20 protein-coding genes and 1 riboswitch are annotated in these 20,259 nt (G+C 44.4%); of the genes, 7 read left to right on the plus strand and 13 right to left on the minus strand.

Features of this window, described 5'->3' with window-relative positions:
* Positions 1 to 105: 105 nt before the first annotated feature.
* A riboswitch (glycine riboswitch) is annotated at positions 106 to 195 on the minus strand.
* 84 nt (positions 196 to 279) lie between these two features.
* From G3W54_RS06285 to gatB, 6 genes are all read right to left on the minus strand, one after another.
* Complete coding sequence (locus G3W54_RS06285; RefSeq protein ID WP_162652249.1) at positions 280 to 2,322, minus strand: TRAP transporter fused permease subunit; 2,043 nt, start codon at positions 2,320 to 2,322, stop codon at positions 280 to 282.
* Positions 2,323 to 2,404: 82 nt separating this feature from the next.
* Positions 2,405 to 3,418, minus strand: a complete 1,014-nt coding sequence (locus G3W54_RS06290; protein ID WP_162652250.1) for a TAXI family TRAP transporter solute-binding subunit — start codon at positions 3,416 to 3,418, stop codon at positions 2,405 to 2,407.
* A gap of 139 nt (positions 3,419 to 3,557) precedes the next feature.
* Positions 3,558 to 3,920, minus strand: coding sequence for a DUF2155 domain-containing protein (locus G3W54_RS06295; protein ID WP_244627908.1), 363 nt, complete (start codon positions 3,918 to 3,920; stop codon positions 3,558 to 3,560).
* Between the two features lie 152 nt (positions 3,921 to 4,072).
* Entirely contained in the window at positions 4,073 to 4,471 is a 399-nt protein-coding gene (locus tag G3W54_RS06300; protein ID WP_162652252.1) for an NADH:ubiquinone oxidoreductase subunit NDUFA12, read from the minus strand.
* 72 nt (positions 4,472 to 4,543) lie between these two features.
* Positions 4,544 to 5,038 carry a GNAT family N-acetyltransferase gene (locus G3W54_RS06305; protein ID WP_162652253.1) on the minus strand — a complete coding sequence of 165 codons (495 nt, stop codon included), beginning with the start codon at positions 5,036 to 5,038 and terminating at the stop codon, positions 4,544 to 4,546.
* A complete protein-coding gene (gene gatB / locus G3W54_RS06310; RefSeq protein WP_162652254.1) occupies positions 5,038 to 6,546 on the minus strand; it encodes an Asp-tRNA(Asn)/Glu-tRNA(Gln) amidotransferase subunit GatB in 1,509 nt (502 codons plus the stop codon). Before gatB ends, G3W54_RS06305 begins: the two co-directional genes overlap by 1 nt.
* 226 nt (positions 6,547 to 6,772) lie before the next feature.
* On the opposite strand from gatB, the gene G3W54_RS06315 reads away from it, so the two are divergent.
* Positions 6,773 to 7,063 carry a YciI family protein gene (locus G3W54_RS06315; RefSeq protein ID WP_162652255.1) on the plus strand — a complete coding sequence of 97 codons (291 nt, stop codon included), beginning with the start codon at positions 6,773 to 6,775 and terminating at the stop codon, positions 7,061 to 7,063.
* Positions 7,064 to 7,102: 39 nt separating this feature from the next.
* On the opposite strand, the gene G3W54_RS06320 is transcribed toward G3W54_RS06315, so the two are convergent.
* The 4 genes from G3W54_RS06320 to G3W54_RS06335 all read right to left on the minus strand — a co-directional run bounded on the left by G3W54_RS06320 (position 7,103) and on the right by G3W54_RS06335 (position 10,188).
* Positions 7,103 to 7,579 (minus strand): GNAT family N-acetyltransferase, encoded by a 477-nt coding sequence (locus tag G3W54_RS06320; protein WP_162652256.1) that lies wholly within the window; start codon positions 7,577 to 7,579, stop codon positions 7,103 to 7,105.
* A 6-nt stretch (positions 7,580 to 7,585) separates the two neighbouring features.
* Positions 7,586 to 9,067 carry an Asp-tRNA(Asn)/Glu-tRNA(Gln) amidotransferase subunit GatA gene (gatA, locus tag G3W54_RS06325; protein WP_162652257.1) on the minus strand — a complete coding sequence of 494 codons (1,482 nt, stop codon included), beginning with the start codon at positions 9,065 to 9,067 and terminating at the stop codon, positions 7,586 to 7,588.
* A 60-nt stretch (positions 9,068 to 9,127) separates the two neighbouring features.
* Positions 9,128 to 9,415, minus strand: a complete 288-nt coding sequence (gene gatC / locus G3W54_RS06330; protein WP_162652258.1) for an Asp-tRNA(Asn)/Glu-tRNA(Gln) amidotransferase subunit GatC — start codon at positions 9,413 to 9,415, stop codon at positions 9,128 to 9,130.
* Between the two features lie 68 nt (positions 9,416 to 9,483).
* Positions 9,484 to 10,188 (minus strand): metal-dependent hydrolase, encoded by a 705-nt coding sequence (locus tag G3W54_RS06335; protein ID WP_162652259.1) that lies wholly within the window; start codon positions 10,186 to 10,188, stop codon positions 9,484 to 9,486.
* A gap of 90 nt (positions 10,189 to 10,278) precedes the next feature.
* Here G3W54_RS06335 and ruvX point away from each other — a divergent pair, with 90 nt between their 5' ends.
* On the plus strand, positions 10,279 to 10,761 hold the full coding sequence (gene ruvX, locus G3W54_RS06340) for a Holliday junction resolvase RuvX (protein ID WP_162652260.1): 483 nt from the start codon (positions 10,279 to 10,281) through the stop codon (positions 10,759 to 10,761).
* Here ruvX and G3W54_RS06345 read toward each other — a convergent pair.
* Complete coding sequence (locus G3W54_RS06345) at positions 10,710 to 11,129, minus strand: DUF6105 family protein (protein WP_162652261.1); 420 nt, start codon at positions 11,127 to 11,129, stop codon at positions 10,710 to 10,712. The two genes, ruvX and G3W54_RS06345, sit on opposite strands and share 52 nt — an antisense overlap.
* 217 nt (positions 11,130 to 11,346) lie before the next feature.
* Positions 11,347 to 12,960: an acyl-CoA dehydrogenase family protein gene (locus tag G3W54_RS06350; RefSeq protein ID WP_162652262.1), complete on the minus strand. Its 1,614-nt coding sequence runs from the start codon at positions 12,958 to 12,960 to the stop codon at positions 11,347 to 11,349.
* A gap of 134 nt (positions 12,961 to 13,094) precedes the next feature.
* On the opposite strand from G3W54_RS06350, the gene G3W54_RS06355 reads away from it, so the two are divergent.
* Genes G3W54_RS06355 through dprA form a run of 4 tightly spaced genes read left to right on the plus strand, consistent with a single transcriptional unit; the run spans position 13,095 to position 17,131 of the window.
* Positions 13,095 to 14,027: an aspartate carbamoyltransferase catalytic subunit gene (locus G3W54_RS06355; RefSeq protein WP_162653583.1), complete on the plus strand. Its 933-nt coding sequence runs from the start codon at positions 13,095 to 13,097 to the stop codon at positions 14,025 to 14,027.
* A gap of 1 nt (position 14,028) precedes the next feature.
* On the plus strand, positions 14,029 to 15,321 hold the full coding sequence (locus tag G3W54_RS06360; protein ID WP_162652263.1) for a dihydroorotase: 1,293 nt from the start codon (positions 14,029 to 14,031) through the stop codon (positions 15,319 to 15,321).
* Positions 15,322 to 15,377: 56 nt separating this feature from the next.
* Positions 15,378 to 15,992 carry a glycerol-3-phosphate 1-O-acyltransferase PlsY gene (gene plsY / locus G3W54_RS06365; RefSeq protein ID WP_162652264.1) on the plus strand — a complete coding sequence of 205 codons (615 nt, stop codon included), beginning with the start codon at positions 15,378 to 15,380 and terminating at the stop codon, positions 15,990 to 15,992.
* A complete protein-coding gene (gene dprA / locus G3W54_RS06370) occupies positions 15,992 to 17,131 on the plus strand; it encodes a DNA-processing protein DprA (protein WP_162652265.1) in 1,140 nt (379 codons plus the stop codon). Before plsY ends, dprA begins: the two co-directional genes overlap by 1 nt.
* Here the strand turns inward: dprA and G3W54_RS06375 are convergent.
* Positions 17,084 to 17,320 carry a hypothetical protein gene (locus G3W54_RS06375; RefSeq protein ID WP_162652266.1) on the minus strand — a complete coding sequence of 79 codons (237 nt, stop codon included), beginning with the start codon at positions 17,318 to 17,320 and terminating at the stop codon, positions 17,084 to 17,086. The genes dprA and G3W54_RS06375 overlap by 48 nt on opposite strands.
* A gap of 218 nt (positions 17,321 to 17,538) precedes the next feature.
* Between G3W54_RS06375 and topA the strand changes: the two genes are divergently transcribed.
* Positions 17,539 to 20,190: a type I DNA topoisomerase gene (gene topA, locus G3W54_RS06380; RefSeq protein ID WP_162652267.1), complete on the plus strand. Its 2,652-nt coding sequence runs from the start codon at positions 17,539 to 17,541 to the stop codon at positions 20,188 to 20,190.
* Positions 20,191 to 20,259 lie beyond the last annotated feature (69 nt).

Raw genomic sequence — 20,259 nt, forward strand, 5'->3', positions numbered from 1 at the left:
CAGCACCTTAAAGATCAAGGCTTACGCCTTGCTAAGATGCCTCCTCTGTCTTGGTGCCTGAGATCGTTATCCCTTCGGCGGGCAGTTAAGCCACTCTCCAGAGTCTATATCGAAACGGTCCATTTCGCCTGAGAGTTTCCGAGGCAGTTGCTCCTTCGGCCCTGATAAAATACCAGTGTCTCCCGTTTTCGATATATGAATGAATAAGTTATGTTGTCAAAAAACTCAATGTATTTTTTCTATTGCCCAATAAAAAATTTGGTTCTTCATCTAAATTATTTATCTATTTATTATTCTAGGCAAGTCCCGCTGCTTCCACTGCACCCATAAAATAGGTGAGAATAACAGCAATCCAATTCCCATCGTTTTTAGACCTGGAGCGATGAATAGAAAGGAAACGATTGCGATATACCACCTTGATCCCATACGTAGCGGTGCAAACAAAAACCCCGCAAAAGCCACCCCAAGGCATGATATCCCTAACATAGCACCTACTAGCGTGACGATAAATTCACCCCATGTAAAACCATCTGCGACCAACAGCAGCGCTGGAGAATAGACAAATACGAACGGTACTAGAGCTTTGGCTATTCCTAGCCTGAAAGCTGTGTTGCCCGTTTTGAACGGATTTGAGCCGGCAATACCTGCCGCGGCATAGGCAGCAAGTGCAACAGGCGGTGTTATATCAGCCAAAACCCCATAATAGAATACAAAGAAGTGAGATACCAAGTTTTGTACTTGGAGCTGCGCCAATGCTGGAGCTGCAACGGCTACCAAAATGATATAAGTAGCGGTTGTTGGGATCCCTGCTCCCATGATAATGCAAGAAATCGCAATCAAAACAAGAGAAACAAACAACGCCCATTGAGTTACTGTAAAGTAGCTTAGAGGCCATATTGAGCCAATTATTGTTCCAATATCATTGGCTGTCTGCACGACTACAAATCCGAGCCTAAAACCAACACCCGTCAATGTGACAACGCCAACGACGATGCCAACAGTTGCGGCAGCGGCACCAACTGCTAGGGTATTCTTTGCGCCACTTGCTAGCGCATTCCACAAATCACTCAAGGTTAGGCGATTAACTGGGTTTAATACACCCACAACCACACATGCAGCAATTCCAAAGACAGCGGCAAAGTCAGGTGTATAACCAGATAAGATCATATAAACCAAAATCGCGAGCGGTATGATAGAAAGCCAATGTTGTCTTAGTACAATCGCAGCTTTGGGAAGTTCTTCTGCTCGAAGCCCCCTAAGTCCAAGCTTTTTCGCCTCAAGGTGCACCATAATGAAAATACCAAAATAATGCAGAAGCGCTGGAAACAACGCTGCTGCAAGCACATCCCGTAGGGGTATTTCAAGATATTCAACCATGATGAACGCAGCAGCGCCCAATATTGGCGGTGTAATTTGCCCGCCTGTGGAAGCAGTTGCCTCCACAGCCCCAGCGAAATGACCGGGATATCCAACCTTTTTCATAGCCGGAATCGTTAATGCACCTGTTGTAACGGTGTTTGCTATAGAGGAACCTGAGATTGTTCCCATAAAGGCTGATGAGAAGATAGCTACCTTTGCTGGTCCGCCAGAATAGCGGCCAGCGATGACCATCGCAAGGTCAATAAACAACTGCCCCAAGCCAATACGTGTTGCCAGCACGCCAAATAAAATGAACAAGAAAACATATTGTGCCATGACCCCAATGGCAATTCCATAGATACCTTGATTGGTCATATAAAGGTGGTTTATGAGGCCAAGCCAGCTCGTTCCACCATGCTTTAAAGCACCGGGTGCATAAGGCCCAAAAAGAGCGAATGCAACAAATATCAATGCAATAATAGGAAGCGTTGGCCCAACAGAACGCCGCGCTGCCTCAAGTGTTAATAACAGTAGTATAGTTCCCATCATGACATCTAATTGGGACGGATTACCAACTCTCTGAGCCACGATCTCGGACGGTAAGAGCGGTAAATAGAGCGCCGCAGCCACAGCCATCAGAGCAAATACGATATCAGGTACAGCTATGCCATCAAAGCGAAACCAAGCCGGAGGAGCGAGTTGATTTTCAACATTTTTTCGAATTGGAAAGAGTAGAAAAACGAGACCGAGAACAAAGGATAGATGAATAGCTCTATGTAATAACTCTCGAATGAGGCCCGGACCAGAAGCGTATAAATGATAAATCGCCATCGCAACAAGAATCGTCGCGATTAATGGAGTGAGTAATTTCCCTATTGGGCGAAATGCAGTTTCAGGGTCAAATTTTCGTTCAATTTCAGCAAGTTTCTCTGCTGTCAGCTCGTTACTATTTTCTGATGACACAGAGATCCCCTACTATGAATTACCCATATAGATACAATTACCCCGGACAACACATATGTTACCCGGGGTAAAATTTTCCGTATTACTTCATTATGCCCATTTCTTTATAGAAACGTTCTGAGCCAGCATGAAGAGGGACACCTATACCATTAAGTGCAGTCTCGGCGGTAATTGTTTTACCTTTAGCATGGCCAACATCAAGAAGTTTACGAGACTCTTTGTTCCAAAGAGCTTTCGTAATTTTATAAACAAGCTCTTCATCTTCTTTTGCAGATGTGAACCACTGTGCACCAACAGCAACTGTTGTTGTTCCAGCCACGCCTTCATAAGTGCCTTCTGGAATATCAGAAGAAGCGAAGAAGCCATATTTTTCGGTCAATGCGTCTGCGCCTGCTCCATCAATAGGAACGAGCTTAATCTCAGCGGCTGATGCCAATTCAACTAGCGCACCAGCCGGATAGCCAGCGACAACAAAAAATGCATCAATTTTACCGTTACGTAGAGCCTCGGCAGCTGCACCACCTTTTAGAGCTTCGGCGGTTAAATCAGAGGCAGACAATCCATTTGATTCCAAGATCAGGTTAGCATCAACATATGTACCTGAACCCGGCTCATCTAGTGACACTCGCTTGCCTTTAAGGTCAGCGACCGAGTTAATACCGCTATCTTTCAACACCACCAAGTGGATATGTTCTTCAAAAAGCGCAGCAATTGTCCGCAAATCAGTTGCAGGGTCTTTACCTTCCATAGTTCCGGTACCCGTATAGGCCCAGAAAGCCACATCTGATTGCGCAAATCCAGAATTACGAAGGCCGGAAATAATGGCGTTCACATTGTCTACAGAACCGCGAGAAGAAACTGCAGAAGCAATCAAACCATCAACACCACAGCTGCCACCTTCACCACACTCACGCGAGCCTGGCGGCTTAGAGATTGCATTGGCGATAACGCCTCCAACTGGATAGTATGTGTAAGATGTACCACCGGTACCAATCGTAAAAAACTTCAGTTCTTGAGCAACAGACCCTGTTACCATCGATCCGAGCATGACGGCACCAACAGCGGCGGCGCTTAGAGTTTTTCTAAATATAGACATGTATTCTCCCGCATTTACAAAATAGTCAAATTAAGTTCAACTGACTAACTTGAACATGCGAAAGGGTATTTGTCTATATTATAATAAAAACAATTGGCGCTATTACTTAAGAAAACCAGATATATGAAGTAGGCTTCTATTAGCTTTTCGGCGCAGGAACATCTGATTCCAACTTACAACCCTCAAGCCAGACATCATAAACAGCATGATCAACAGCATTTAAACCTGGGGAGTCAGCAAACATCCAACCAGAAAAGATACGTCTTATCTTGCGATCCAGTGTGATTTCGTCCACCTCGACAAAGGTTGTCGTCTTCGGCGCTTCTGTTTCATCTCGCGAGTAACAAACACGCGGTGTCACCTGCAACGCACCAAACTGCACGGTTTCATCCACATATACATCAAATGTCGTAATACGACCCGTGATCTTATCAATACCGGAAAAAACCGCCACAGGATTGGAAATTCGCTCTGCATTAGCGATACCCGCCGCCCCAAACATGATAACAAAAACTGCAAAACAAGCAGATACAAATTGTAAATTTAAGAACTGTTTCATCAATCGATTCCGCACAAATTTAGCTCCGCATCGTTGAACCAGTTAATTGCGGCCACATCATGAAACTGAAATAAGAGGTTCAAATGATCAAAATGTTAACGACCAGGTGTCCAAGCATCATAATCACCGGTAACAACTGGGCGAACACCTTTTGTTGTCATGGAACCCTTTGGACGATATGCATTGGCAGAACCAGTCAAATTCGATTGATGCGGCTGTTGCCATTCAAATGGAATATAGTCCTCATCAGCTGGTGATACATCCGTTCTGTGATGTATCCAACCATGCCAGCCGGGAGGAATTGCCGAAGCCTCTGCATAGCCTTTATAGATAACCCAACGTCGCGTGCGACCTTCGGAATCTTTACCACCCTGATAGTAAACATTACCAAACTCGTCTTCGCCAACACGCGCACCTTTGCGCCATGTATGGAAACGTGTTGCAACTGTTGCGCCGTTCCACCAAGTAAATAGTCCTAGGAAAAATGCTTTCATATCGTCGATTCTCTGCATCTAAGGTTTATGGTCTTATGCCGCCTGATGACTAGGATGTCCAGAAGAACATGATTAAGGTAACGGTTTTTCAAACACCAATGCTTCAATTGCTCGGTCCGAGATCGTATCTTCAAAGCTAATCCCTGTATTTTTATAACCTATATGCTCATAAAAATTTGCAGCATTTAGGTTTTTGGAATCAACACCTAAACGAAGATTTTTTGCTTCCGGGAAGCAGTTTTCCACTTCGTTCATCAAATCACGACCAATACCCTGACGTTGCAAGTCAGGTCGTACATAAATCTGGCTTAGATATGCATTGCCGTCCTTGTTTGGCGACTTCACAAAGGCCATACCGCCAATTTCATCCCCACTATCGGCAACAACGTACTCGCCATCTCGTGCATCAATGTTAGTTTTTATGTTCTCAACACTATGCCAAGTTTGACAAATCTCATCCACAAAATCGGCGCCATGAATTGCATCATAGGTCGCATGCCACGTCTCAACTAATAACTGCTGAACTTTTTCAGCATCGCGTATACTGGCGGTACGGACAAAAAACATTATTCAACGCCCAGCTTTTCACGAACGAGTTTTTGCACAGCCTGCGGGTTTGCCTTACCACCAGTTGCTTTCATAACCTGACCAACAAACCAGCCAGCTAATTGAGGTTTTTCTTTCACCTTCTCAACCTGATCTGGGTTCGCAGCAATAATTTCATCAACGGCAGCCTCAATCGCTCCGGTATCCGTTACCTGTTTCATACCACGTTCTTCAACAATCTTGGCTGGGTCACCACCTTCTTCAAACACGATTTCAAACAACTCTTTAGCGATTTTTCCAGAAATTGTCTCATCTTCAATCATAGAAATAATCGTACCAAGTTGATCAGCTGAGATAGGAGAATCTTCGATGCCTTTACCAACCTTATTTAACGCGCCGAGCAAATCATTGATAATCCAGTTTGCAGCTAATTTACCATCACGCCCGCTAGCGACAGTTTCAAAGAATTTAGCAATCGATTGTTCTGTTACCAAGATAGATGCATCGTAAACTGATAAGCCCAATTCTGAAACCAAACGATCTTTTTTGGCATCAGGGAGTTCTGGAAGTTCAGCAGCGATTTTATCAACATACTCCTGAGTGAACTCAAGTGGAAGCAAATCGGGGTCCGGAAAATAACGGTAATCATGCGCATCTTCTTTCGAACGCATAGAACGTGTTTCACCCTTATTTGGATCAAACAAACGTGTTTCCTGATCAATTTCACCACCATCTTCAATGATGGAAATCTGGCGGCGAGCTTCGTACTCTATTGCCTGCCCCATAAAGCGAATTGAGTTGATGTTCTTAATTTCGCAACGCGTGCCAAATTCACCACCTGGTTTACGAACAGAAACATTCACATCCGCACGCATGGAACCTTCATCCATATTACCATCGCAAGTTCCAAGATAACGCAAAATTGTGCGCAGCTTGGTGACATATGCTTTCGCCTCATCAGCAGAACGCATATCGGGTTTGGAAACGATCTCCATCAAAGCAACGCCAGAGCGATTAAGATCAACATATGAGCGGGTTGGATGTTGATCGTGAATTGACTTACCAGCATCTTGTTCAAGGTGAAGACGCTCAATACCAATTTCGGTATCTTCAAACTGACCTTTATTGTCAGGACCAACAGAAATAACGATCGTGCCCTCACCAACTATAGGATCTTTAAACTGAGATATTTGATAGCCTTGCGGCAAATCAGGGTAGAAATAGTTCTTGCGGTCAAAAAGCGAACGATTGTTGATTTGAGCCTTTAATCCTAGACCCGTTTTCACAGCCTGACGCACACATTCTTCGTTGATCACCGGCAACATACCTGGCATGGCAGCATCCACCAATGAAACATTGTCATTTGGTGCCCGGCCAAATTCAGTAGAAGATCCCGAAAACAATTTTGACTGGCTTGTTACTTGAGCATGAACCTCAAGACCAATGATAATTTCCCAATCACCTGTTGCACCGGCAATAAAGCGTTTTGGGTCTGGAGTGCGTACATCAACAATAGCAGGAGCTGTCATTTTAAGGCCTTAAATTAGCTTCGAATATTAAATCTCTTCGTAAAACAAACTATTCAAGACTGCAAGCAATCAAAGCATGGATGCCGCTTTGAGTTATTAATAAATCCCATGAATTTTACACGTTAGTTTAGAACAACAACGGAGCTTAGTTTGAAGGACGAGAATCTTTCAAATATATACACAATAATCCGGGAAAAATTGCAATTTAGAATGGAGCAAATCAGAGATGTTTATAATACTACTCAAATTTTCAACGAACAAAGAAAATGTAAAAGACTTTATGAAAGCTCATGGCGATTGGTTGCAACGCGGGTTTGATGAAGGTGTATTCATTCTAGCAGGTCGAATTCTTCCTGAGGAGGGAGGCAGCATTCTTGCTCACAATATATCTCGCGATGCTCTCACCAGACTTATCAATGAGGATCCATTTGTCAAAAACAACGTCGTTGTTGCAGAAATTTTAGAAACCTTACCTGCATTAGCTGATGATCGGCTAAAATTTCTGTTACGGAAATAAATATGACACTTAATCAGCAAATTTGAATCATTTTGAGAGTTATTCAAATGTCTTTCGCATCTCGATTGTGTCCACAGTCTTGTCTAATTTGGCAACATATGACGATTTGAGACTGCTCACTGCAAATCCATGCTTCTTAAAAAAAGAAATGGCATTTATATTTTTTGCGTGCGTTTCAAGTTCGATAGTCTCAAACCCGCGTTCTGAGATCTGTTTTTCGAGTTCTGTTAGAAGCAAGCTACCCAATCCCTGGCATTGAAAATCTGGCAACACCCAAATATCGGTTATGTTATTTTTATTAGGGTCAACCGCACCCCAGCCCAGCACTTCACCATCAACTTCAATAACACTGATAATAGGCCAGTTTTCCGAACAAAAATGGAAATATGTAGCTTGCGCACCCTTTATATAATTTTGGGTATTCTCACCAGAATTTTCCAGGGCCTGTTCCCATGCAAGCACACCAAGAGCAGCAAGTGTTTTAATCTCAATTGATCTTGCTGCTCGTATAATCAAATAGCATTACCACCATTTATTGGGCGTGAAGCGACCTGCCGCCTGCTCTATCACATGGGCAGTTTTAAACAGCCCTTCTTCATCGAAAGGCTTACCAATTAGCTGCAACCCTAACGGAAGACCTTTTGCATCAAGCCCGGCAGGAACAGAAATGCCCGGCAAACCAGCCATATTCACAGTCACAGTAAATATGTCATTTAAATACATTTTCACCGGATCAGAAGCCATTTCCTCATCACCAATAGCAAATGCCGCCGACGGGGTCGAAGGTGTTAGAATTGTATCGATGCCATCATTAAACACATTCTCAAAATCACGTTTGATCAACGTGCGAACCTTCTGAGCCTTAATGTAATACGCATCGTAATAACCGGCAGAAAGCACATAAGTACCAATCATAATACGACGTTGAACTTCCGGGCCAAACCCAGCGGCACGAGTTTTCATATACATGTCAGCAATGTCTTCGCCTTCTACACGAAGACCATACCGAACACCGTCATAACGAGCCAGGTTTGACGACGCTTCAGCAGGAGCTACGATGTAATAGGCCGGAAGTGCATATTTTGTATGTGGAAGCGAAATATCAACGATCTCAGCACCAGCATCTTTAAGCCATGCAATTCCCTGCTGCCAAAGAGTTTCGATTTCCTCAGGCATACCATCCATGCGATATTCCTTTGGTATGCCAATTCTCATACCCTTAACCGAACCACCGAGCACTGCTTCGTAATCTGGAACAGGCATATCAACACTTGTTGTATCTTTAGCATCAGATGAGGCCATAGATGTCAGCATAATAGCAGCATCGCGCACATCACGAGCAATCGGGCCGGCTTGATCAAGAGAAGATGCAAAAGCCACCGTACCCCAGCGAGAACAACGACCATATGTAGGTTTTATGCCGACTGTACCCGTAAATGCAGCAGGTTGACGAATCGAGCCACCTGTATCGGTAGCCGTTGCACCTGCACAAAGATGGGCAGCAACGGCCGAAGCTGAACCACCAGACGAACCGCCAGGGACCAGAGACTGGTTTGATCCTTCTACACGCCATGGATTTGTAACAGGACCATAATGGCTGGTCTCGTTAGATGAACCCATTGCAAACTCATCCATATTCAACTTACCAAGCATAACAGCACCATCATCCCAAAGGTTTTGGGTAACAGTTGATTCATAACGCGGCTCAAACTTATCCAAAATATGGCTACAAGCCTGAGTATGAACGCCTTCTGTTGCGAACAGATCTTTGATGCCCAATGGAATACCCTCAAGAATTCCACCCTCGCCTTTGGCAAGTTTTTCGTCAGAAGCAGCAGCCATCGCACGCGCTTTTTCCTCTGTTACTTTAATATAAGCATTGAGGCTATCATTTGCACTGGCTATCGCGGCGAGATACGCATCTGTTAATTCTACAGACTTGATTTCACCTGCTTTAAGTTTTTCTCTTGCTTCAGCAATTGTGAGCTGGATTAGGTCACTCATATATTTGTATCTTTTCAAAAATTACTTCTAAACTTCTGCGAAATTCAACATTCCAAATGATTACTCAATCACTTTTGGAACAACGAAAAAGTTACCATCGCTCTCAGGTGCATTCGCAACAACATCAGCAGCTTTAGAGCCATCTGTAATAGCATCTACGCGCTTCTTCATAGCCATCGGTGTAACTGATGTCATAGGCTCCACACCTTCAACATCAACTTCAGACAATTGCTCGACAAAACCTAGGATGGCATTCAGTTCGCCCTGCATTTTTTCCAGATTATTTTCGCTCACTTCTATTCGCGAAAGGTTTGCAACGCGTTTTACGGTCGCCTGATCTACAGACATGTATTTTCTCCGCTATCTATCTATTTGCTTCGCTATAACCTTGCTAACGCATGAGAGCAAGTTTGTTTTCATACATTCAAAGATTCGCCAACACCCAGCGCCTGCACCTTTGCACCATCTTCACCCATTGCAACACGGAATTGGTCCACGGATGGCTCCAGGACAGGAAATGAGCCAAAATGGCACGGAATTATTTTATCAAATTTGAAATACTTCTGGCAGGACAGCGCCGCAACTGCACTTCCCATGGTGTAACGATCACCAATTGGTACAATACCGATATCAGGTTCATGCAATTCTTGAATAAGCGCCATATCCGAGAAAATATCAGTATCACCCATATGTAGAACAGATGGTGCATCCCGAAAGTGAAACATGAGACCGTTGGAATGGCCCAAACTATGCGCAATACCATCATCAGTGATAAATGCAGATGAATGTTTGGCATCGACAAAAGTTACAGAAAAGTCGTCAAAGCCGATTGTGCCGCCGGTATTTCCATCTTCTAATGAACTTAAGCCGTTCCGTACCCTTAGCCACGAACAAAGATCAGCATTTGCAATAACGGTAGCGCCTGTCGTTTTTGCAATTTCCACCGTATCGCCCAAATGATCACTATGACCATGTGTCAGCGCAATATGTGTTGTACCTGCAGTAACCTCATCAAAATTGATGTTAGCTTTTGGGTTTCCCTTAATAAATGGATCGACAAGGATCACACTATTACCGATCTCAAACCTAAATGCCGAATGCCCAAGCCATGTAATTTTCATATTATAGGTCCTTGCCCATCATTTAATGTGTCGCTTTAACTTGAAAGGACTTATAAAGATTCGCAAGGCTAATGATAGCGAAAGACACAAATGGCAGTCATAGAAATTGAAAAAACTCTATCTCTTCTTGAGAAAGGACAAACCATTGCGGGTCTTGATCTTGGAACTAAGACAATTGGGATTGCTATCTCTGACATTGGATTAAGCTTTGCCAACCCTCGCCCCGTTCTTAAACGTCGAAAATTTGGATTGGACGCTCAAGAGCTTCTCAAAATATATAAATCTGAAAATGTGGGTGCCGCAATTATTGGTCTTCCCGCTCATATGAGTGGCGAACAAGGTGGCCGCGTTCAGTCGACGCGAGCATTTGTCGGCAATATGGGAAAGCTGACAGAAATCCCATTTGTCTTCTGGGATGAGCGCTTATCCACCGTAGCAGCAGAACGTTCTCTTCTGGAAATGGATGTATCGCGCAAAAAGCGAAGCGAGCGAATAGACTCAGCCGCCGCAGCATTTATTCTTCAAGGTGCGCTAGATAGATTATTTTCTTTAAGTGGTGACAGTCCGGCATGATTGGCGCTCCCAACGTGATGATCATCAAACGTTGCTTCCACAAGGTGATTTGCTTCTGATTTCCTACGTCGCGATTCCCACCATTCTTTTATACGGCGGAATGGTTTGAAATAGATGATCGCGGCTATAAACAAAGTATCTATAACAAACGTCCTAATCAAGAGATCGCGAACGGCTTGTGCATCCATACCTAAGATATTTCCATAAATATCAAATACAGCATCGTTAAAGACGCGCGAAAACATCAATAGTCCAAAATTAATGTCATTGATGGAAAGATAATACCAAGCAGCTACAGCGCCCACTGGCACACCCCAAAAAATCAATAAATACTTCAACGCACTGCCTTTATATAAACGATGAGCCAATAGACTTAGCTCTTAGCAGCACTCTTGCGTATACGTGGCCAAAACACAACGTAAACTATTTATTAAGGTTAACAGAATTTCATCCGTACTCTTTCAAGCCATCCAATACAATTATCTGTTTAATATCAAATAGATAGATGAAATATTTAATGTATTACATCCACAGCTATACACATTACATGTCACAAACATACTATTAGTTTACTGAAATTCGCAACTAATTCGAATTTGGATAAAGCAACTCGATTATGCGGACTGCGTCATAGCGAGCATCCAACATACCGTAACTCGAGCGCCATGATCCGCCCAGACGAGTTTCGATAAACGCATCGGCAATAGCCCCTGCCCCAATCCGCTTCAGTTCAGTGGCAGCTCCAGCAAGAGCAAGCTGTTCGGTCAGCAAGCGCGCCAATCCTGGATCATTTTCGCACACGCTCATACAGGCATGCAAAACATCTCTCGTTCGTTCACCATGAGCACCCAAATCCGTAGTCACATCCTGAACGACAGATTCAAATAAATCCCTCCCATGTAACAAAACACGCAATACATCGCGTGCCATGAGATCACTACCTGTCTCATAAATCAGATTAGTAATTGAATCATGATGATTGCGCACCAGACTGGACTGTGAAGAAAAAGCAGCAGCCCCAACACTCTCCATAGTTTCGGATATAAGAATAGGCGCGGTTTTACAAACCCAGTATTTAGCAGCTGATGTCATTAATCTGGCGTAGGCTGCATCAGTAGGAGATGAGCCTGCTTTATCATAGGAACTCGCGACCCGCATGGTAAGGGCAGTAGCACCGGCAACATCCAACGACATATCAGCCAACACACGAGCAGATATCGCATCAAACTCGCCGTCATTTGGCTTTCGCCAATAATTGACTGTTTTTGCGAGACTTGACCGCATTAACCCTGCAGAGATAACCGAGATATCATGGCGTATCAGCGTAATCGCATCTAGTATGGTATTCATACCAGCGCCCTCTTCACCAAGTAAGAATCCATAAGAGCTATTAAGCTTCAATTCTGCTTGCGGATTAGAATGATAACCTACTTGCTGGCGCAATCGCAAAACCTCGATGGAATTTTGTGATCCATCTTGCAATAATCGTGGCACCAGAAAGCACCCGATACCGCCTTGGGTCTGCGCCAGAACTAAAAATGCGTCGCTCATTGGCGCCGATACATGCCATTTCTCGCCATTAAGCGAGTATAAACCTTCGCCGACGCGATTAGCCGTTGTCTCAATGACCTCTATACTTCCCCCACTTTTATGTTCAGCAAGAGCCAAACCAATAAGCAAGCCTGTTTTATTGAGTGGTGTTTTCTCCGAACTGTCATACATCCGCGATAAGAGTTTGTCTGACCAGTCACGCTTTAAGGCAGGATTTGCCAAAATAATTGCAAGAGAAGCGTGCGTAGACGTCGAAGGCGTGAGATGCCCAGCCTCAAGGCCAGAAGACAGATAAAGCCCCATTGTGCGCATCTGATGCCCAAAACCTTGGTTTTTACGGCTAGAATCATCCCATACCGATGCGTGAAGGCCAAATCCCACTGCTTTTCGCTGCAATGCGTGCCATGCAGGATGATACTCAACAAGATTTAACCTATCGCCAAACGTATCACTGGTTCTAAGTTGCGGTTTGTTATGATTTGCAAGGCGAGCAAGCTCTTCAGCTTCATGCGAACCAGCATATTGGCCAAGAAGTGTAAAATGCGCCTGCATGGCTCGCGGCATTGTGTTGGAAACATCGCGCAGCAAAGGGTCAGCTTGAAAACTGTTTATATTCAAAGTCAGAGGATCAATTCTGGCCGATGACATGAGCGATACTTTCCTGAATCAAAAACAAAATCTCCCAATTTGTATGGGGACAGGCACCAAATGTCACCCCATCTATGTTGCCCTTTCACCGAAAGCTTCTTATAGAAAGTCGAAAATCACACAGAAGAGAGCAAATTATGGTCTTTCCGCACCGTCACCTCCTTGGAATCAAAGGCTTGTCGGAACCGGATATTTTCTATCTGTTAGATAAGGCTGATGAAGCGGTTCAACTTTCACTACAACGCGAAAAGAAAACCAATACACTTCGGGGCTTAACGCAAATCAATCTCTTTTTTGAAGCCTCCACCAGAACGCAGGCATCTTTTGAACTTGCCGGAAAGCGTTTGGGTGCGGATGTGATGAATATGTCGGTCAGCAACTCATCGGTTAAAAAGGGCGAAACGCTTGTTGATACCGCAATGACGCTTAATGCAATGCACCCTGATATGCTGGTTGTACGTCACGGATCAGCAGGTGCGGTCGCGCTTCTCTCTCAAAAAGTGGGTTGCTCGGTAATAAATGCCGGAGATGGTGCTCATGAGCATCCTACCCAAGCGCTTCTCGATGCGCTGACAATTCGCAGAAACAAAGGTAAAGTTGGACGTTTGATCGTCGCAATCTGCGGTGATGTTCTCCATTCACGCGTTGCGCGTTCCAATATTCTCCTGCTTAATGCGCTTGGTGCACGGGTTCGGGTCATCGCTCCTAGAACACTTCTACCAACGGGTATCGAAAATATGGGTGCTGAAATCTTTACATCGATGAAAGAAGGCCTCAAAGACGCGGATGTTGTGATGATGCTGCGACTTCAACGCGAGCGTATGGAAGGCGCTTTCGTACCATCGGTACGCGAATATTTCCGCTTTTTCGGATTGGATGCCGAAAAACTGGCCTATGCAAAAGACGATGCATTGGTCATGCATCCAGGCCCCATGAACCGCGGCGTGGAAATTGCATCTGAAATTGCAGACAGTCCACAAAGTGTGATTGAACAACAAGTGGAAATGGGCGTCGCAGTCCGTATGGCAGTCATGGAAACACTGATGCTAGCAAGTGGGAGAAATTAGTATGAACTCTCGCGTCCTAAAAAATATTCGTATTATCGATCCATCACAAGGCTTGGATGAAGTCGGTACGATAATTATCGAAGATGGCAAAATTTCTGCATGCGGCGCCAAAGCAAACAATCAAGGCTCACCAGAAGGTGCCCAAATAACGGATTACAAAGGGGCAACAGTTGCCTCACCGGGTCTAGTAGATGCACGTGTATACATTGGTGAGCCTGGTAGTGAATACCGCGAGACAATTGCATCAGCCGGCCAAGCAGCAGCCAAAGGCGGAATTACAAGCATCATTACCATGCCTGATACCGACCCCGTAATTGATGACGTTGCCCTATTGCAATTCATACAACGTACTGCCCGCGACACTTCAGTTATCAATGTTCATCCATCGGCTGCAATAACCAAATCTCTCAAGGGCCTTGAGATGACAGAATTCGGCCTAATGACCGAAGCAGGGGCTGCATGTCTGACGGATGGGCGTAAAACATTGCGTAATGCGGCTGTCTTACGTCGGGCAATGACTTATGCACGAGATTTTGATGCGTTGATTTCTTGCGAACTTCAAGATGCCGACCTTGCGGATGGTGGCATGATGAATGAAGGGCTTCTTGCATCATGGCTAGGTTTTAAAGGTATTCCAAGTGAAGCAGAAATCATACCTCTTGAGCGCGATCTTCGGCTAGCTCACTTAACTGGTGCTAAATACCATGCCGCCAAATTATCAACACCTGAAACAGCTACTCTAATTGCACGCGCAAAGCAAAATGCTTCCAATATCAGTGCTGGCATCTCCATCAACAATTTAACACTTAATGAAAATGATATTGGTGAATACCGAACCTTCTTCAAACTCTCCCCTCCTTTGAGATCGGAAGAAGATCGCTTGATAATGGTTAAAGCGCTCGCAGACGGTACAATTGATATCATTTGCTCATCTCACGATCCACAGGACGTTGATACGAAGAGACTGCCATTTCCTGATGCCGCAGAAGGTGCCATAGGTCTTGAAACCATGCTGGCCGCAGCGTTAAGGCTTTACCACTCTTCAGATCTCTCCTTGCCTCGCCTTATTGACGCAATGTCATGCAGACCAGCTCAATTGCATGGACTTAATGCTGGTACATTGAAGGTCGGCACAAAAGCCGACATAGCCATTATCGATCTTGAATATCCGTGGGTTTATGCAAAAAATGAAATCGTATCAAAATCAAAAAACAGCGCATTTGAAGACGCACGTTTCACTGGTAAGGTGATCGAAACCATTGTATCTGGCAAAACTGTTTACTCAGATGTATAATCAAGTTACACAACCTTAAATTTATACAACGTGCATTAAACTGATAGATTGCTCAAATGTTAGACATTTCTGATATACAAACCGCGTTACCAACCGTAATTATTGCGCTCTTACTTGGCTACCTTTGTGGCTCAATACCTTTTGGTCTTATCTTCAGCAAAATGGCAGGTCTTGGCGACATTCGTAATATTGGTTCAGGTAATATTGGTGCCACAAATGTTTTGCGTACCGGCAATAAAAAAATCGCAGCCAGTGTCTTGATAGCTGACTTCCTTAAAGGTGCTATCCCAGTAGCGATTGTTGGGCAATTTGGCGCAGAACCCGCCATGGCTGCAGGCTTTGGTGCATTTATCGGCCACCTATATCCCATCTGGTTGAAATTTAAGGGCGGCAAGGGAATTGCCACATATATTGGTGTGCTTTTTGGTCTGGTTCCAATTGCTATTTTAATTTTTGCAGTGGTTTGGCTATCAGTGGCCTTTATTTTTAGATATTCATCACTGGCTGCAATCTGTGCCGCCATTGTCATGCCTGTTGCCTTATATCTTCTAGGTTATCCCAATTTTGCTTTACTTTTTTCGCTAATTTCAGCAATCGCAATTGCCAAACATCACGCTAATATCCGGCGCTTGCTGTCAGGAACTGAAAGTAAAATCGGAAGCAAAGGCTAATGGATGGTCAACGCCCACGTGGGATTCGACTAACCGAAAAGCAACGTCTGAATTGGTTACGATTAATCCGCAGCAACAATGTTGGCCCGGCGACGTTTCGCGATCTGATCACAAATTGCGGTTCAGCTGAAAAGGCAATTGAAATGCTCCCTGAATTATCACGGCGCGGCGGATCACGTAAGAGCATAAAAATTGCATCCATTCAGGAAGCTGAAGCTGAATTGGAGATGATATCCAAATTTGATGCCCGACTTATTGGCATCGGTGAACCTGAATACCCTTCCGCTTTACGCCAAATAGACGGAGCACCACCGCTTCTAACGGTAAAAGGCAACATCGAACTTACGCAAAGAGTATCCGTAGGGGTTGTCGGTTCTCGTAATGCATCAATATCCGGTAATAAATTTGCATCTAAAGTTTCAAAGGAACTGGGAAATGCTGGATATGTCATTATTTCCGGCCTTGCGCGAGGTATTGATGCCACCGCGCATATTGCGAGCATTGAAACGGGAACAATTGCAGCTCTTGCCGGAGGCATTAACCGCCCGTACCCACCTGAAAATCTGGAACTATACCACCGTATTTGCAATGGCGATGGACTTGCAATCACAGAAATGAAATTTGGTTGGAAACCGATCGCTCGTGATTTCCCACGCCGCAACAGGCTTATTGCGGGCGTATCTATGGGGTTATTGGTCGTAGAAGCAGCTATGAGGTCCGGCTCGTTGATTACAGCACGAAATGCTGGAGACTTTGGTCGACTGGTTTTCGCGGTTCCCGGCTCTCCTTTTGATCCTCGTTCTGGTGGCACAAATGCGCTTTTAAAAGATGGCGCGATATTAACCACTGAATCTAACGACATTATTCAGGCATTAGCGCCACTTAATAACATTCAGGCCCGCACTTCCAATATCATAGAAGAAACAGGGGATGACAATGCCAATTTCGCACCACCAGATGAAGATGCCCGTAGTCTGATTATTGATGCAATGGGCGCAACACCAGTGGAAATTGACGACATAATTCGACACACAGGATGCGCAGCGCAAGTTGTCTATATGGTATTGCTAGAATTGGATCTGGCTGGTCGATTACAAAGACATCCCGGAGGTCTTGTTTCTTTTATTTTCGACACCTGACTTTAGAGGTCGTAATTTCGATTTAATATCACCAGCTTCAATGTAGGCCATTTCAATAAGGTAACAGAGCATATCAGCCCCCTCCGCATCGGCAACTTTACGAAGTTCACCCAACATGGAATGTATATACGCTAAATTCTCCAATTGATTTGCAGCATCTTTACCGTCGTTCTTATTAGTTTTTGGCAATGTCCCGCCCCTTAAATATGAATACAATTATCAAATCGTTCGGAATATTATCCTATTATGATTATTTTAAATTGCAATACACTTTTAAACTCTTTTTAGTTGTATTGCGTTGTGTTTGGAAATATTTTGCTGAAAAAGCTTGACCTAAACTCATTCAGTGTCCATTTGCTAATGCTGCCACCAGAAATGAATTTTTACTTATATATGTGTGAGATAGAATGAACGTCGTTGTTGTCGAGTCGCCCGCCAAAGCAAAAACCATAAACAAATATCTAGGATCTGATTATACAGTCCTTGCTTCATTTGGCCACGTTAGAGACCTTCCAGCCAAAGATGGATCAGTCGATCCTGATGAGGATTTTGCAATGCTCTGGGAGACAGATACTGCCTCCAATAAGCGCCTAAAAGACATATCAAACGCGCTCAAAGATTCCGATACATTGTATCTCGCAACCGATCCGGATCGCGAAGGTGAAGCAATTTCATGGCACGTATTGGATATTCTAGAAAAGAAAAAAGCACTAAAGGGAAAAGATGTAAAACGCGTTGTTTTCAATGCTATAACAAAAAATTCAGTTCTCGAAGCGATGGCAAATCCACGCGATATAGATACCCCGCTTGTGGATGCTTATCTTGCTCGTCGTGCTTTAGATTATCTCGTTGGCTTTAATCTATCTCCTGTTCTGTGGCGCAAATTGCCGGGCGCACGATCTGCTGGTCGTGTACAATCTGTTGCGCTTCGCCTTATTTGTGACAGAGAAACGGAAATCGAGAGATTTATCAAGGATGAATATTGGCAGATTACTGCCGATTTGAAGACGCCAAGAGGTGATTTATTCAATGCTCGTTTGACAGTTTTTGATGGTGACAAACTGCAAAAACTATCGATTGCAAATGGCGAATCGGCCGAATCGATTAAGACGATGCTCGAAAATGCATCATTTAATGTTGATAAAGTTGAAGCAAAACCAACCAAGCGAAATCCATCTCCGCCATTTACAACCTCCACTTTGCAACAGGCAGCATCTTCCAAGTTGGGATTTAATGCATCTCGCACCATGCAAGTTGCGCAAAAGCTATATGAAGGCATCGATATAGGTGGAGAAACGGCCGGTTTGATCACTTATATGCGTACCGATGGTGTGCAAATGGCACCTGAAGCAATTGATGAAGCACGTGCAGCCATTACAAATCAATTCGGTGATCGTTACTGCCCTTCCAAAGCACGGCACTACGAAACAAAAGCAAAGAATGCGCAAGAGGCTCACGAAGCTGTTCGCCCCACTAGCTTTGACCGTACACCTGAATCTGTTCGTAAGTTCCTTGATGATGACCAAGTCAAACTATATGACCTTATCTGGAAACGTGCAATTGCCAGCCAAATGGCGTCGGCTGAGATTGAGCGGACAACGGTTGATATCGCAGCTTCTGGCTCAGGAAAGAACGCAACATTACGCGCTAACGGATCGGTCGTTCGTTTTGATGGGTTCATGGCTGCATATATTGACCAGAAGGATGATCAGGACACATCCACAAGTGATAAAAGTGATGACAAACGTCTTCCGCTCATTAATCAGAGCGAAGACGCTGTACGTGAAAAAATCAATTCAACTCAACACTTTACTGAGCCGCCACCTCGCTATTCTGAAGCTTCGCTGATTAAGAAAATGGAAGAGCTCGGCATTGGCCGTCCTTCAACATATGCTTCCACTTTGGCTACACTTTCAAACCGTGACTATGTAAAATCCGAACAACGGAAGTTAATACCGGAACCAAAGGGCCGTCTTGTTACGGCATTTTTAGGTAATTTCTTCGAGCGTTATGTAGAGTTCAGCTTCACTGCGGATCTTGAAGATCAACTGGATAGAATTTCAGCTGGCGAACTTAAATGGAAAGATGTACTGCGCGATTTTTGGACGAAATTTCAGGAAAATATCGACGGTACAAAGGAATTGCGCGTAACCAACGTCCTTGACGCGCTGAATGAAGAACTGGCAGAACTTGCTTTTCCTGATCGAGGAGATGGTCAAAATCCTCGTAATTGCCCAACATGCGGCGATGGTGCTCTTTCGCTCAAACTTGGTCGCTATGGTGCATTTGTTGGCTGTTCAAACTATCCCGAATGTAAGTTCACACGACAGCTTACCAAAGGAGAAAATGGGGAAGCCCAAGCGGGAACTTCAAACGAACCAACAGAATTAGGTAAAGATCCAAACACCGATGAAATGGTGACGCTTCGTTCCGGACGTTTCGGCCCATATGTACAACGCGGTGAAGGCAAAGAAGCAAAACGCACGAGTTTGCCGAAAGGCTGGGCCCCAGAGAGCATTGATTATGAACGTGCGATGGCCCTTATCTCTTTACCAAGAGATATTGGTGCGCACCCGGAAACCGGTAAAATGATTTCATCTGGTCTGGGTCGTTACGGTCCGTTTGTTCTTCATGACGGCACCTATGCCAATGTTGAATCAATCGAAGATGTGTTTTCAATCGGCTTGAACCGAGCAGTTACTGTCATTGCAGAAAAAGTGGCAGCAGGGCCTGGTCGCGGTCGAAAAGCGGCAACTGCCCTTAAGGAGCTGGGTGATCATCCAGACGGCGGGAAACTAGCTGTTATGGACGGTCGATATGGACCTTATGTGAAGTGGGAGAAAATCAATGCCACACTTCCAAATGGCACTGACCCGCAAGATGTATCACTCGAACAAGCAGTTGAACTTGTGAACGCAAAAGCTGCAACCAAAGGCAAAAAGAAAAAGGCCCCGGCGAAGAAGAAACCCGCAGCTAAAAAGAAAACTCCTGCTAAAAAAGCCACAGCGAAAAAAGCTCCTGCAAAAAAGGCGACAGCTAAAAAGACGGCTGAGGAGTAGAGTTTGGCAAAACAGCCAACAAAGTTAACCTCAGGAAAACCGGTTAAAGATAGTCGCGCTAAACTGGAT

Origin of the sequence: Lentilitoribacter sp. Alg239-R112 (assembly GCF_900537175.1) — a bacterium.
In the GTDB taxonomy this organism is placed as follows: Bacteria; Pseudomonadota; Alphaproteobacteria; order Rhizobiales; family Rhizobiaceae; genus Lentilitoribacter.